Here is a 13,690-nt window from a genome sequence, read left to right as displayed (position 1 = left end):
CGCCCTCTCCCGTCGACGGCGCGCCCGAGGCCGGCGCGCTCGTGGACTGCCCGCTCGGGCAGGGCCCGGCCGCGGGCCCCGGAGGGTGCGCCGTCCGCGGCAGGAGCGCCGGGGTCTCGGGCGCCTCGAGCGGGACCAGGGCCTCGACCGGCGGGAGGGCGACGTCGGGGCACGACCGACCCACGGCCCACCGCTCCTCGTCCCCCGGGGCGACGAGGAGCGGCGAGAAGGTGCACGACCGCCGCGACGGCGCGTAGGCGGCGCGGGAGCGGGTGTCACGGCTCATACCGGGCGCATCGGCACGCCGGGCCGTTCACCTGAGCGGGTGAACGGACCGGCGCGTCGGTGTGGCGCTGCGGCCGGCTCGGCGGTCCTGCGCGTACCGCCGAGCCGGCCCTCCGTCGCGTCAGGCGCCGGACATCAGGCGCCGAGCCTCAGGCGGCGCAGACGTCGCCCTGCGGGCCGGGCAGCGGCAGGGACGGCGCCTCGCCGCTGTCGACCACGGAGCCGTCGACCACGACGCCGTCGTCCTCGACGACGGTGAGGACCCCGAAGGCGTCCCCGGTGACGGCCTCGACGGGCACCGACGCCGTGACGCTGTAGGTCGCGGCCGGGACGGCGCCCGGCACGTCGTCACCCACGAGCGGCACCGCGAAGGGCAGGCACGTCTCGCCCGGCGCGAAGACGACCTCGGCCGCCTCCCGGCCGGCGCCGCCGAGGCCGCCCGCCAGGGACTCCAGACGGACGCTCACCGGCACCTCGCTCGCGGCCGAGAGGCGCACCGCGACGTCGGCGCTGCCGGGCCCGTCGCCCTCGGCGACCACCGCGTCCCCGACGGACACCTGCGGGAGGTCGGTCGGACCGCCGGCCCCGACGGCGGCCGTGGAGACCGCGACGTCGGACAGGTAGAGCGACCCCGTGGGCGACGCCGCCGTGAGGCGCACCTGCCGGACGTCGCGCAGGTCGACGCCGCGGACGGCCGAGAGCGGCAGCTCCACGGTGCGCAGGACCGTCTTGGGCAGCAGGGACGAGGTGCCGGCCGGCAGCGGGGCCAGCGCGTCGCTCACCTGCGACATGAGGACGGAGTCCTCGCGGCCCCGGCCGTCGACGATGCTCAGCTGCGCGTCGACGGGCGCCACCTGGCCCTCCGTCGGGGCCGCGCGGACGGTGATGACCTCCTGGCCCGACATGTCGCGCGCCGCCGCGGGGACGTCGACGCGCAGCTGCGCCGGCGCCGCCCCCTCGGGGGCCTCCTGCCACGCCATCGTCAGCACCGTCGTCGCGGGCGCGGACGGGGCCCGCGACGCCGGCGTCCAGTGCGGCATCCGGGAGGACGCGGACGCGGGCGCGCACGGCGTCGCGAGGGTCGGCACCGGCCGCCCGTCGAGGCCCTGGCAGTAGCCGACGGTGACCGAGCCCGAGGAGCGGACCCCGCCGACCGACCCGTCGAGCGGGTTGACGTCGACGCGGCTGCCGCCGGGCGCCTGCGCCTGCGGGTGGACGACGGCGCGGCCGGCCGAGGCGGCGCGGGCGGCGGTGCCGTCGAACATCGGCTGGAACTGCTCCTCGCCGCCCATGACCATGCGGAAGAAGGCGCTCATGTAGGCGGTGCCGACGGCGCGCTGCTCGGCGGGCGTGAGCCGCTCGGGCTCCTCGGTGCCGCACAGCGGGTCCGCGGCGCGCCAGTCGTCGCGGGCGCCCGTGTCGACGAGCGCCGTGCCCGGCGTCCACTCGGTGTTGAACCAGTTGTGGTTGGCGCCCATGACGAGCAGCGAGCTGCGCAGCACGTCGTCGTCGGTCGTGTAGCGGGAGTCGTCGAAGAAGTGCTGGCCCTGGAGGTTGCTGACGTCGCCGTCGCAGTACGGCAGCACGACGGCCATGGGCACGTCCGGCAGCGCCGGCCGCGCGAAGTCGACCGGCGCGAGGGGCAGCACCGCCTCCACGCCGTAGGGGTCGGGGCGCGCGGCGTTCATGAGCGCGGCCTCGACGACCCCCTCGCCGCCGCGGGAGTGGCCCATGAGGCCGACGTGGTCCAGGTCGAGCCGGCCCCGCAGCGCGGCCGACTGCCGGCCGCCGAGCTCCGGCGCCTCGCCGGCGTCCGCCCGGGCCAGCAGGTCGAGGTGGTGGAGCACGAGGTCGCCGCGGGCCTGCGCGCCGAGGTCGGGCGCCAGCTGGTTGTCGTTGGCGTTGACGGCGTTCGTGCTGACGGACACGACGGCGTAGCCGTGGCTCGCGAGGTTCTCCGCCAGCTCGTCATAGCCCAGGTAGCTCGGGATCTCCTGCTGCTCACCGGCGCAGGGGTAGCGCGCGGGCCCCACGTCGGGCACGGGCCGCGGGCCGAGGCAGTAGGAGTGCCGGCCGTGCTGGATGACGACGACGGGGCGCTCGCCGCGGGCGCCGGCGGGCAGGTAGACGGCGGCGCGCGCCTCGGAGCGGATGTCGGCGGGCAGGCCCTCGAGGCCCCACACCTGGTCGCCGAGGTCGTAGTCCGCCCGGCGGACGCCGTAGCGGCCGCGCGTCCCCGGGTCCTCGCCGAGCACCGGCCCGCGCGCCGGACCCACGGCGGCGGCGCGGGCGCGCAGGGCGGCCCGGGCGGTGCCGGCGTCGGCCTCGCCGGCCCAGGCCGCGCTCACGCGGTCGGCGTCCAGCACCGCCGCGTCGGGCGTGACGACGGAGAGGCTCCGCCCGTCGGCCGACTCGACCGCCACGCCCACGGGCTCGCCGTCCACCTCGAGCACGGGGGCGTCCGAGCGCACCTCGAGCGGCTCGTCCAGCTGCAGCTCGACGCGGTAGCCGCCGGCCACCTCCTCGACGGCGAAGTCCTCGCCGGCAGGGGCGTCCGAGGGCTGGGTGGTCGAGGGCTGGGCTGGCGAGGGCTGGGTGGTCGAGGGCTGGGCGACGGCGGGCGGGACGGCGCCGAGCAGGCCGGCGGCGACGGCCCCGGCGAGGAGGCCGCTCACGGCGGGGCGCGTGCGGCGGGGGCGGGGTGGGGTCACGAGGTCCTCCGGGTCGGCACCCCTCGATGGGGGGCGATGTCCGGACTGTGCTGCTCGCGCCGCTCACGCAGTGCGTACCGAGAGCAACCTTTACGCGCTGTTCACACGCGCCGTCGTCCCGGGCGCGCCGGAGCCCGGTCGGCTGCTCGCCGACCGGGCTCCGGTGCGGTCGCCGGCGGGGTGCCGGTGCGCGTCACCCGCTCCCGAGCGGCGGCTCCGCCCGCACCGGGGCGCCGGCGTCGACCAGCGCGGGTGGGAGCCGGTAGTGCCGTACGGCTGTGCGCGCGAAGACGTCGAGCTGCTCGTCCCGCGACCATCCCGACGTGATCTCGCGGAACCCGCCCCACACCTCGGCGTAGGTGGCCGTCAGGGAGTCGACGGGGAAGTTGCTCGCCAGCATGGTCCGCTCGGGGCCGAAGGCGTCGACGCACGTCTCGACCACGCGGCGGTTGCCCTCGGCCGTCCACGGCGCGTCGGTGCGGCCGATGCCCGAGATCTTGACGAGCACCTGCTCGAGGGCCGCCAGCCGGCGCAGCGCCGCCTCCCACCCCGCGAGCCCCTCCTCGGACCGGTCCGCCGGGAGCCCCGCGTGGTTGAGCACCACCGGCGTCCCCGGGTGGGCGCGGACGAGGTCGACGGCCTCGTCGAGGTGCCACCACGCGGTCTGGAGCTCGAAGGGGAGGCCGTGCTCGGCGAGCCGCGCGTAGCCGCGGCGCCACACGGGACTGGTCATGAGCGTCGGCTCGGCGGCCGCGCGCGCCGGCGACGGCGCCTGCCCGGGCTTGTGACGGACGCCGCGCACGAAGGGGCGGTCCGCCAGCGCCCCCAGGACCGCGTCGACCCCCGAGGCGTCGAGGACGGCGTGCGCGACGCCGGCGGTGGGCAGGCCCTCGCGCGCGGCGACGGCGGCGGTCCAGTCCATCTCGCCGAGCGGGTCGTCCTCCTCCCACTCGGTCTCCATCGTCACCGAGCCGACGAGCCGCACGCCGGCGTCCTCGGCGTCGGCGCGCAGGTCGTCCGGCATGTAGTCGCGCTTGAGGGCTTCGTAGTCGCCGTAGCGGAAGGGGATGGCGGCACCGGGTCGCAGCCAGGGCTGGCGTCCCAGCCGCGGCTGCCAGACGTGGTGGTGGGCGTCGACGACGGGGCCGTCGTAGGCGCTCACGCCACCGGCTCCGCGCGCCGCCGCGCGAGCGGACGCTCGAAGTCGATGGACAGCGAGCCGGCGAGGTAGACGGCGGCGGCGACCGCGAGGAAGACGAAGGAGCCCGCGTAGCCACCGGAGAGGGCGATCGAGTAGCCCATGACCACGGGGGCGATGCCGCCGCCCGCGCTGGAGGCGACGTTCATGACGCTGCCGACCGTCCCGACCTGCGCCTTGGGGGCCAACCAGGACGGGAAGGCCCAGTACACGCCGCCGAACTGGTTGAAGAACACGGCGACCGACAGGACGACGAGGGCGACGTACCCGCTGTCGACCGCGGCGAGGCTGAGGACGCTCACGGCGGTCCCGACGCCCGACACGGCGAGGATGGTCCGCATCACGCGGTTGTAGTGGGTCGTCCCCGCGCGGAACCGGTCGGTGGCCCAGCCGGCGACGAGCTGGCCGACGACGCCCGAGCCGTAGACGACGAAGGTGCCCCACCCGATGGCGGCGAGGTCGAAGCCGAGGGAGTCCGAGAGGTACGAGGGCGTCCACGAGATGATCCCCCACCACACGGTCGCCCAGCCGAGACGGCCGAGCCACAGGCCCCACCACGAGCGGGAGCGGGCGTAGTCGCCGACGCCGGGCAGCGCGACGTCCTCCGTCGTCGTGTCCGCGACGTCCTGCCCCGCGGTGATGTGCGCCAGCTCCGCCTCGTCGACGCGCGGGTGCTCCTGCGGGGTGTCGCGCAGGTAGAGGTAGTAGAGGACGGCGACGAGGACGGTGAGCGCGCCGGTGATGACGAAGGCCGCGCGCCAGCCGCCCGTCAGCCCGATGAGCCCGGTGATGAGCAGGCCGCCGACCGCCGAGCCGAAGGGTCCGGCGGCGTCGATGAAGGTGGCGCCGCGGGCGCGCTCCGACGACGGGAGCCAGCGCGAGTTCAGCTTGGAGGCGGCCGGGAAGACCGGTGCCTCCGCGGCCCCGAGCCCCAGCCGCGTCCCGAGGAGGGCGCCACCGCTCCCGACGAGGCCCCCGGCCAGCTGGAACAGGCCCCACAGCGCCCCGGACGCGCCGACCACGCGCCGGGGGCCGATGCGGTCGAGGAGCCAGCCGCCGGGGATCTGGAAGAGCAGGTAGGTCCAGAAGAAGGACCCGAGGATCCACCCCTGCAGCGCGGGGGAGAGGTCGAACTCCTCGCTGATGAAGGGCATCGAGATCGACAGCGAGGCGCGGTCGACGAAGTTGAGCAGGACGATGATCCACAGGACGGCGAAGATCTTCAGCCGCGTGCGGCTGCGGCGGGTCCCGGCCCCCGTGGCGGGTGGACGACGGCGTGCGTCGGTGGACATGGCGGCTCCCGTGGGGTCGTGCCCGGTCGTCGGGCGAGGTGGTCCTCGGGGGCCGTGGTCGGTCCTCGGGGACCCGCCCGCGGGCGCGGGCGGGCGGTCCGTCGGCGGACGTCGTCGGCGGGTGGTCCGGCGGGGGCGGCTCAGCCGGCGGCGAGCATCCCCCTGATGCGGCGCGTGCCCAGGAGCCCGCGCAGGTAGTCGCGGTTGCGGGCGCTGACCGAGAGGCCGTCGCCGCCGTAGTGCTCGCACGTGATGGGGCCGCGGAAGCCGAGCGCGACGGCGTCGGCCAGCATCTGCCGGTAGCTCATGACGCCGGTCTCGAGCGGCGCCGGGGCGGTGCTGATGGCGCCGGTGGTCTCGTCCTCGGTGCGCAGGTAGTTCTTCGCGTGCCAGAAGTTCGTGTGCGGCAGCACCTTCGCGGCCATCTCGGTCCAGCGCTCGACCGGCCGGTGGAGGCGCTGGAGGTTGCCGAGGTCGGGGTTGAGACCCACCTCAGGCATGTCGACGTCGGTGACGAAGCGGACCGCGCCGTCGGCGGTGCCGACGTAGGTGTCCTCGTACATCTCCAGCGACAGGACGAGGCCGTTCTCGGCCGCGTGCCGGCCGAGCTCGCGCACGCGGTCGACGGCGAGGCGGTAGGTCTCCGGGTCCTCGTCGGGGTCGGCGTCCACGGCGCCCTCCGTGGTCCAGAACCACAGGGCGCGCTGCTGGGCCGGGAGCAGCGCCCGGAAGAAGCCGACGTTGAAGACCTCGGCGCCCACGGCGGCCGCGGCGTCGATGCCGCGGTGCAGGGTCGCCATGTGCTCCTCGCCGTGCTCGGGGTCCACCGGGCTGCGTCGGGCCGAGGACACCGCCGGCACGCGCAGGCCGAGGTCGGCGACGACGTCCTGGAACTCCTGGAGCCGCTCCGGCGAGAGGTCGCCGATGCGCAGCCACGACTCGGTCGGGTCGACGCAGTCGAAGCCCGCATCCGCGACGTCGCCGAGCGCGAGCGCCCACTCCTCGGCGCTCTGGTCCTGCACCGAGGTGCCGTCGGGGAGCGTGCCCGGGTACTGGATCATCGCCGCGGCGATGGGCCAGTCCTCGGGGCCGGTCGGGGTGGTGCGTGCCTGCTGCAGGGCCACGGTGCCTCCAGGTGCGGTGGGACGGTGCGGCGGTCCCGGACGGGACCGCCGTGTCAGGCCGTCGGCGTCGACTGCCGCGCGCGCCCGGGGGCACGACGGCGACGCACGGCCGCGAGGACGACCGGCGCCAGGATGGCCAGGATCGCCGCGACCGTGAAGGCCGCCGAGATCGGGCGCTCGAAGATGATCATCAGGTCGCCGCGACCGAGCGCCGACGTCTGGACGAGCGAGCGCTCCAGCAGCGGCCCCAGCACCAGCCCGAGGACGAGCGGGGCGGCGGGGAAGTCGAACCTCTTCATGAAGTACCCGAGGACGCCGGCCGTGAAGGCCACCCACAGGGAGAACGTGTTGTTCCCGATGGCGAAGGCGCCGAGCAGGCTGATGAAGAGGATGAAGGGGTAGAGGTAGCTGTAGGGCACTCGCAGCGCCTGCGCGAAGACCGGCGCCAGCGGGAGGTTGAGCACCAGCAGCATGAAGTTGCCGATGACGAACGAGACGAGCAGGCCCCACACCAGCGCGGGCTGCTGCTCGAAGAGCAGCGGGCCCGGCTGGAGGCCGAAGACGACGAAGGCGCCGAGGAGCACCGCCGTCGTCCCGCTGCCGGGGATGCCGAGCGACAGGGTCGGGATGAAGCTCGCGTTGGCGGCCGCGTTGTTGGAGGCCTCCGGCGCCGCCACGCCCTCGACGGCGCCCGTGCCCAGCTCGGCCCGGTGCTTGCCGACCCGACCCTCGAGGCCGTACGACATGAAGGTCGCCAGCGTGGCGCCGGCGCCCGGCAGGACGCCGAGGGCGAAGCCCAGGCCCGTCCCGCGCAGGCTCGCGGGGATCATCCGGCGGACGTCGTCCCTCGTGATGACGAGGTCCTTGAAGCGGGCGCGGATGGGCGCCTCACCGCCCCGGTGGATCTGGTGCAGCACCTCGCCGATGGCGAAGAGGCCGATGAGGACGGCGATGAAGTCGAGCCCGCTGAGCAGGTTCAGGCTGCCGAAGGTGAAGCGGGCGTCCGTGAAGCCCGAGGCGATGCCGACGGTGGACAGCAGCAGGCCGACCGCGGCCATGGTGATCCCGCGCAGCAGGTTGTCGCCGGCGAAGGACACGATCGTCGAGAGGCCGAGCAGGATCACCGCGAGCGTCTCCGGCGGTCCGAAGCGGAGCGCCAGGTCGGCGATCGGCGCGGCCAGGAGCATGAGGCCGACGATGGTGATGATGGCGGCGATGAAGGACGAGAGGGCCGACACGGCCAGCGCCGCACCGGCTCTCCCGTTGCGCGCCATCTGGTAGCCGTCCAGCGTGAGCACCACGCTGGAGGAGTCGCCCGGCGTCGAGATGAGGATCGAGCTGATGGACGCGCCGTACTGGCAGCCGTAGTAGATGCCGGCCAGCATGATCAGGGCCGTGACGGGCTCCAGGGCCAGGGTCACGGGGAGCAGGAGCGCCACGCCGGTGGCCGACCCGAGGCCGGGCAGCATGCCGATGACGGTGCCGAGCGCGACCCCGATGAAGCACCACAGCAGGTTCTCCGGCGACACCGCCGTGGCGACGCCGAGGGCGAGGTTGTCGAGCACGGTGGACCCCTCAGACGAGCCCGAGCGCGCCGCTGGGCAGCGGGGCTCCGAGCACCTGGACGAAGACGAGCCAGCCGAAGGCCAGGCACGCGGCCGCGCTGGCCACCGCCGCCACCGGTCCCTTGCGCTCGACGACGAGGACGAGCACGAGGACGGCGAGGGACAGCGACAGCAGCAGCCCGATGAGCGGGACGAGCAGCAGGGCGGCGCCAAGCAGCCCGAAGACCACGGCGATGGCGCGGCCGCGCTGGGCGGCCGTGCGGCCGAAGACGTCGAGCTCCTCGTCGGGGGCTGCCTGCCCGGTCGGGACGGCGGCGGCCCGCTCGTCGCCGACGGGGGCGCGGACGTGGTCGTCCGCGCGGGTCGCCCGGCGCTGCAGCCCCATGCGCACGATCTCGGCGGTCGACGCGACGGCGATGAAGCCGCCGGTCGCGACGGGCAGGAAGCCCGCGCCGACCTGCCCGTCGACGAGGAAGCCGTACCGCCACCCGTAGACGGCGGCGGCGAGCCCGAGGACGGCGAGGAGGGCCGTGCCGACGAGGTCGGCCCGGGTGGGACCGCCGCCGGCGACGCCGGTCGCGGTCACCTGCACGGGCGCGCGGTCAGCCCCCGCGCCGCCCTCGGGCCCGCCGCTCACGGCTGGAGGGCCGAGCGGGCGTCGGCGTCGTACTGCACCAGGTACTCGGCGAAGTCCTCGCCGAAGAGCGTCTGCGGCTGCAGGTAGTTGCTCTCGATGTACTCGGTGTAAGAGTCCGTCGTCGTCCACTCCTCGGCGGCGTCGACCCAGAAGCGGGTCGACTCCTCGTCGAGCTCGGGCGCCGCGACGAGGCCGCGCCACTGCGCGAAGGTGACGTCGAGGCCCTGCTCGCCGCCGGTCGGGATGTCGGCGAGCTCCTCGTACTCGTAGCGCTCGGGCGCGAGGGCGCACAGCGCCTTGACGTCGCCGGACTCGAGCTGGCCGATGACCTCGCCCGGGCTGGCGGCGGCCACCTGGACCTGGTCGCCGAGCAGGGCGGCCGTGACCTCGGCCGTGGACTCGAAGGGCACCCGCTGCAGCTCGACGGACTCCTCCTGCTCGATGAGGGTCCACGCGATGGCGTCGGGGCCCGTCGTGCCGGAGACGGCGGCCGTGAGCGACTCGTCGCGCGCGGCCTCGACCATGTCGGTGCAGGTCTCCCACTCGGAGTCGCCGCCCGCGATGACGAGGTTGTAGTCCTCGCCCGCCTTCATGATCGGCGTGAACTGGTCGTAGGTGTACGGCACGTCCTGGATGATCGGCAGGGTCACGAGCGAGGTCTCGCTGGCGAGCAGCGTGCTCGGGTCGCCCGCCGAGGCGAGGAGCTGGCCGTAGCCCACCGCGCCGGACCCCCCGGTGATGTTCTCGACCGTGACGGTGCTGTCGGTGACCTCCTCGAGCCCCGACGCCATGGCGCGACCGGACAGGTCCGAGCCGCCGCCCGCCGAGAAGGGGACGACCATCGTGACGGGGCCGTCGGGGCCGGCGGCGCTCCCGCCGTCGGTGCTCCCGCCGGAGTCCTCACCGCACGCGGTGAGGACGAGTCCGGTGACGGCGGCCATGGCGGCGAGAGCGGTCGCGCGGGACGTGCGCATGGGTGGTCTCCTCGTCGAGATCAGGTGGTGCGGGTGGGGTGGTGCTGCGGGTGGACGGCGGACGGCCCACCCGGGGGGCGCGCGCCGGTCAGGCGTCGCGCTGGGCCATCTCCAGGGCGACGTCGAAGGCGCGCTGGGTGGGTCCGAGGGTCGCGACGCCCTGGCCGACGATGCCGTAGGCCGTGCCGTGGGCCGGGGTCGCGATCGGCACGGGCAAGCCGCCCTGGACGGTGACGCCCTGCTCGAAGCCCATGAGCTTCATCGCGATCTGGCCCTGGTCGTGGTACATCGTCACGACGCCGTCGAACTCGCCCTCGCGGGCCCGGATGAAGAGGGTGTCGCACGGGAAGGGGCCCTGGGCGTCGACGCCCTCGGACCGCAGGAGGGCCACTGCCGGGGCGATGTGGTCGATCTCCTCGGAGCCGAACTTGCCGCCCTCGCCCGCGTGGGGGTTGAGCGCGCACACCGCGAGCCGCGGGCGCTCGACGCCCTGCGCCGCGACCACGGTGTTCAGCAGCCGCGCGGCCTCGGCGACCTTGTGGGCGCTGATGCACGACGCGACCTCGGAGATCGGGATGTGCGACGTGACGCGCGAGGTCGTGAGACCGGGCACGAGGTTGAGCTCGGACGTCGTGCCCGTGAAGCCGAGCCGGTGGGCGAACCAGCGCAGCTCGTCCTCGTGCGCCATGCCCGCCAGGGAGAGCGCGGCCTTGTTGAGGGGCGTGAAGACGATGGCGTCCGCCTCGCCGCGCTCGTAGACGGCCAGCGCCGACTCGAGGTCGGCCATGGCGCGCCGCCCCCCCTCGACGCTGACCCGGCCGCGGGCGACCGGCTGGTCGGCGAGGTCGCTGCCGACCACCGCGACGGCGTCGGGCCCGGCGGTGGGGCCGTGGGGCACCTCGACACCGGCCTCGGCGGCGGCGGCGTCGAGCTCCGCGGCGGAGGCCAGCACGAGGATGTCGGCCTTCGCGCGGTTGGCGGGGTCGGCCACGAGCTTGGCGGCCAGCTCGGGTCCGATGCCGGAGGGGTCGCCGAGCGTCAGGGCGATCCGGGGGCGGGTGGTGGGTGCGGTCGTCGGGCTCATGGGCGTCGTCGCCTCCTGCCGGGGAAGATCACAGATCCTATAGCCTCGACGGTAGGCGTTCGAGGGGCGATGTGGCAACGGCCGGTCGTCGGGCGGGGGCGATCGTCACGCTCTCGTGACCGACGGCTCGCGCGTCCCCCGGGCCCGGGCGGTGCCGGCGCGCGTCAGGAGCGGTCGGCCGGGGCGCCGTCGCGGGCGTCCGCGACCGCCCGCCGTCGCACGCCGGCGAGGTGGTCGGCCATCGCGCGCACGGCGGCGTCGGCGTCCCCGCGCTCGAGGTCGGCGAGGACCCGCCCGTGCTCCTCCAGCGCCGCCTGCCAGTCGGTGACGCCGCGCCCCGCGCTCTGCACGAGGCGGTGCAGGTGGGCGCCCAGCCCCTGGAGCATGTCGCGGAGGTACCGGTTGCCGGAGGCCTCGGCGATGGTCAGGTGGAAGGCCCAGTCCGCCTCGAAGTACTGGCGCATCACCGCCGCCGGCGGCGGGGCCTCGGGCGTCCAGGCCGCCACCATCGCCGTCGCGGCCGCGAGGTGCGCCGTGTGCGCGGCGCGCAGCGGGGGGAGGAGCTCGGCGCGCCCGGCGGCCCGCCGGAGCGCTTCCGTCTCCAGGACGGCGCGGGCGTCCACGAGCTCCTCGAGCTGGTCGGCGGAGGGGTGCGGCGCCACCGCGTACCCCTTGAGCGCGGTGCGGACGACGAGCCCCGTGTGCTCGAGGAAGACGAGCGCCTCCCGCACGGGGGTCGGGGAGACGCCCAGCTCGCGCGCCAGCCCGTCGATGCTCAGCGACCCGCCGGGGGCGAGCCGCTGCTCCAGCAGCATGTCGAGGAGGGCGTCGTAGACCTCGTCGCGCAGCAGCTGGCGACGCAGCGCCCCGGAGGTGCGAGGGGCGTTCACGTGGGTCACGGGACGGAGGGTAACGACGCCGTCGGCCACCCGACATCCTCTAGGATCCACGCGGGTCCGCAGCGGCGAGGACGGGAGCACGAGTGCAGGGCGTCGTCGACGGCTTCGCCACCATCCTCCTCGTCATCGCCGTCGGTGCGCTCGTGGCGCACCTGCGCGTGGTCGACGAGGGCGGGCAGCGCGTCCTGTCCCGCGTCGCCTTCACGGTCGCGAACCCCGCGCTCATGGTCGTCGTCCTCGCCGAGGCCGACATCTCGCGCCTGTTCACCGGCTACGTCGCCGCGATCGCCGCGGGGGTGCTCGTCACGGCGACCACGTACGCCTGCCTCGCCCGCTGGGTCCTCCGTCGGGACCTCACCGGTGGGGTCGTCGGCGTGCTCTGCACGGGGTACGTCAACGCGGGGAACCTCGGGCTCCCGGTGGCCGCGTACGTGCTCGGCGACGCCGCGCTCATGGCGCCCGTGCTGCTGCTGCAGATGCTCGTCCTGCAGCCCCTGGCGCTCGCCCTGCTCGACCGCGCCTCCGCCGACCGGCGCCCCTCGGTGCTCCGCCTCCTCACGACGCCGCTGCGCAACCCCATCACCGTCGGGGCGCTCGTCGGCCTCGCGCTCAACCTCACGGGGCTCCGTCTGCCCGTGGCGCTGGACGCGCCCCTGGGGCTCGTGGCCGACATGGCCGTCCCGACGATGCTCCTGGCCTTCGGGGTGTCGCTGCGCCTCGGCCCGCTGCCCGGGCGCGGGACGTCCGCGCCCGAGCTCGCGGTCGTCACGGCGCTGAAGACGCTCGTGCAGCCCGGCGTCGCCCTGCTCGTCGCCGGGCCCGTGCTGGGGCTGCCCCCGGGCGACGTCCTCGCCGCGGCCGTCATCTCGGCCCTGCCGACGGCCCAGAACGTCTTCGTCGTCGCCGCCCGCTACGACACCGGCCGGGCCCTGCTGACGGCCCGCGACGCCATCTCGACGACGACGCTGGTCTCCGTCCCCGTCATGGTCGGCCTGTCCGCCCTGCTCGGCTGACGCCTGCTCGGGTGACGCCTCAGCGGCCGGCGCCCGTGACGACGTCGACGAGGCGCAGGAAGCCCTCGACGTCCCACGCCGCGCGGCCGACGAAGAGGCCGTCGACCCCCGGGACGGCCAGCAGGTCCGGTGCGCCGGCCACGTCGACCGAGCCGCCGAAGAGCACGCCGGCCACGCGGTCCCCGAGGTCCGCGACGAGCGGCTCGACGACCTCCGCGACCTCCTCGGCCCGCGCCCGGCGGCCTCCGGCGCCGATGGCCCACACCGGCTCGTAGGCGACGACGACGCGCACCGCGTCCGCGGGGTCGAGCCCGTCCACGGCGCTGCGCACCTGGTCGGCGACGTGCGCGGCGTGCCGCCCGGAGGAGCGCACCGCGGTGGTCTCCCCGACGCACAGCAGCGGCACGAGACCGTGCCGCAGGGCGGCCCGGACCTTGAGGGCGACGCGCTCGTCGGTGTCGCCGAAGTGCTCGCGCCGCTCCGAGTGGCCGATCTCGACGAGGCGGGCGCCCGCGTCCGCCACCTGCGGCACGGACAGCTCGCCCGTCCAGGCGCCGGCGTCCTCCCAGTGGGCGTCCTGGGCCCCGACGAGCACGTGCGGCGCCTCGCCCGCGAGCAGGGCGGACACCTCGGCCAGGGCCGTGGCGGGCGGGACGACGAAGACCTGCGGCGCGTCCGGCCCGGCCGCGGCCCCGGGGGCGCGCCCGCGCGCGGCGAGGCCGTCGACGAGGCCGCGCGCCCACGCCAGGCCCTCGGCCCGGGTCTTGGTCATCTTCCAGCTCGTGCCGATCCAGCGGGTCCCGCGCTCCGGCAGCGCGACGGCCGGCGCGTCGCCGCCGGCCGGGCCGGCGCCCTGGCCCGGGTCGGGGCTCACGGCCGGGCCCCCGCGGCCGCGGCGGCGTCGGCGG

11 protein-coding genes and 1 pseudogene are annotated in these 13,690 nt (G+C 75.7%); 1 reads left to right on the top strand and 11 read right to left on the bottom strand.

The window, feature by feature from the left end:
- The 10 genes and pseudogenes from HLB09_RS17735 to HLB09_RS05895 form a co-directional block, all read right to left on the bottom strand.
- Positions 1–286: pseudogene (locus HLB09_RS17735) on the bottom strand (hypothetical protein); the annotation flags it as partial.
- 148 nt (positions 287–434) lie between these two features.
- On the bottom strand, positions 435–2,996 hold the full coding sequence (locus tag HLB09_RS05935) for an alpha/beta hydrolase (protein ID WP_171202481.1): 2,562 nt from the start codon (positions 2,994–2,996) through the stop codon (positions 435–437).
- Positions 2,997–3,189: 193 nt separating this feature from the next.
- Positions 3,190–4,158, bottom strand: coding sequence for an amidohydrolase family protein (locus HLB09_RS05930; RefSeq protein WP_171202480.1), 969 nt, complete (start codon positions 4,156–4,158; stop codon positions 3,190–3,192).
- Positions 4,155–5,486 carry an MFS transporter gene (locus HLB09_RS05925; protein WP_171202479.1) on the bottom strand — a complete coding sequence of 444 codons (1,332 nt, stop codon included), beginning with the start codon at positions 5,484–5,486 and terminating at the stop codon, positions 4,155–4,157. Before HLB09_RS05925 ends, HLB09_RS05930 begins: the two co-directional genes overlap by 4 nt.
- Positions 5,487–5,626: 140 nt before the next feature.
- The gene (locus HLB09_RS05920) at positions 5,627–6,547 is read right to left on the bottom strand and encodes a TIM barrel protein (RefSeq protein WP_171202484.1); all 921 of its coding nucleotides are present in this window, start codon (positions 6,545–6,547) and stop codon (positions 5,627–5,629) included.
- A gap of 116 nt (positions 6,548–6,663) precedes the next feature.
- Positions 6,664–8,175 (bottom strand): tripartite tricarboxylate transporter permease, encoded by a 1,512-nt coding sequence (locus HLB09_RS05915; RefSeq protein WP_171202478.1) that lies wholly within the window; start codon positions 8,173–8,175, stop codon positions 6,664–6,666.
- A gap of 10 nt (positions 8,176–8,185) precedes the next feature.
- A complete protein-coding gene (locus tag HLB09_RS05910) occupies positions 8,186–8,812 on the bottom strand; it encodes a tripartite tricarboxylate transporter TctB family protein (protein ID WP_171202477.1) in 627 nt (208 codons plus the stop codon).
- The gene (locus tag HLB09_RS05905; protein ID WP_171202476.1) at positions 8,809–9,786 is read right to left on the bottom strand and encodes a tripartite tricarboxylate transporter substrate binding protein; all 978 of its coding nucleotides are present in this window, start codon (positions 9,784–9,786) and stop codon (positions 8,809–8,811) included. Before HLB09_RS05905 ends, HLB09_RS05910 begins: the two co-directional genes overlap by 4 nt.
- A gap of 88 nt (positions 9,787–9,874) precedes the next feature.
- Complete coding sequence (locus tag HLB09_RS05900; RefSeq protein WP_171202475.1) at positions 9,875–10,870, bottom strand: 4-hydroxythreonine-4-phosphate dehydrogenase PdxA; 996 nt, start codon at positions 10,868–10,870, stop codon at positions 9,875–9,877.
- A gap of 164 nt (positions 10,871–11,034) precedes the next feature.
- Positions 11,035–11,769: a GntR family transcriptional regulator gene (locus HLB09_RS05895; protein WP_212770617.1), complete on the bottom strand. Its 735-nt coding sequence runs from the start codon at positions 11,767–11,769 to the stop codon at positions 11,035–11,037.
- Positions 11,770–11,852: 83 nt separating this feature from the next.
- Here HLB09_RS05895 and HLB09_RS19820 point away from each other — a divergent pair, with 83 nt between their 5' ends.
- On the top strand, positions 11,853–12,782 hold the full coding sequence (locus tag HLB09_RS19820) for an AEC family transporter (protein WP_171202474.1): 930 nt from the start codon (positions 11,853–11,855) through the stop codon (positions 12,780–12,782).
- A gap of 19 nt (positions 12,783–12,801) precedes the next feature.
- Here HLB09_RS19820 and HLB09_RS05885 read toward each other — a convergent pair whose 3' ends face one another.
- A complete protein-coding gene (locus tag HLB09_RS05885; protein ID WP_212770620.1) occupies positions 12,802–13,554 on the bottom strand; it encodes a triose-phosphate isomerase family protein in 753 nt (250 codons plus the stop codon).
- Positions 13,555–13,690 lie beyond the last annotated feature (136 nt).

The sequence above is a fragment of the Pseudokineococcus marinus genome, from assembly GCF_013004605.1.
In the GTDB taxonomy this organism is placed as follows: Bacteria; Actinomycetota; Actinomycetes; order Actinomycetales; family Quadrisphaeraceae; genus Pseudokineococcus; species Pseudokineococcus marinus.
The sequence above is the reverse complement of the archived record's forward strand: the minus strand, read 5'-3'. Positions and strand labels throughout refer to the sequence as shown.

Coding starts and splice junctions, on each gene's coding strand:
- HLB09_RS05925 (WP_171202479.1), bottom strand. CDS start 5,486: ATGTCCACCGACGCACGCCGTCGTCCACCCGCCACGGGGGCCGGGACC.
- HLB09_RS05920 (WP_171202484.1), bottom strand. CDS start 6,547: ATGATCCAGTACCCGGGCACGCTCCCCGACGGCACCTCGGTGCAGGAC.
- HLB09_RS05905 (WP_171202476.1), bottom strand. CDS start 9,786: ATGCGCACGTCCCGCGCGACCGCTCTCGCCGCCATGGCCGCCGTCACC.
- HLB09_RS05900 (WP_171202475.1), bottom strand. CDS start 10,870: ATGAGCCCGACGACCGCACCCACCACCCGCCCCCGGATCGCCCTGACG.
- HLB09_RS05885 (WP_212770620.1), bottom strand. CDS start 13,554: ATGACCAAGACCCGGGCCGAGGGCCTGGCGTGGGCGCGCGGCCTCGTC.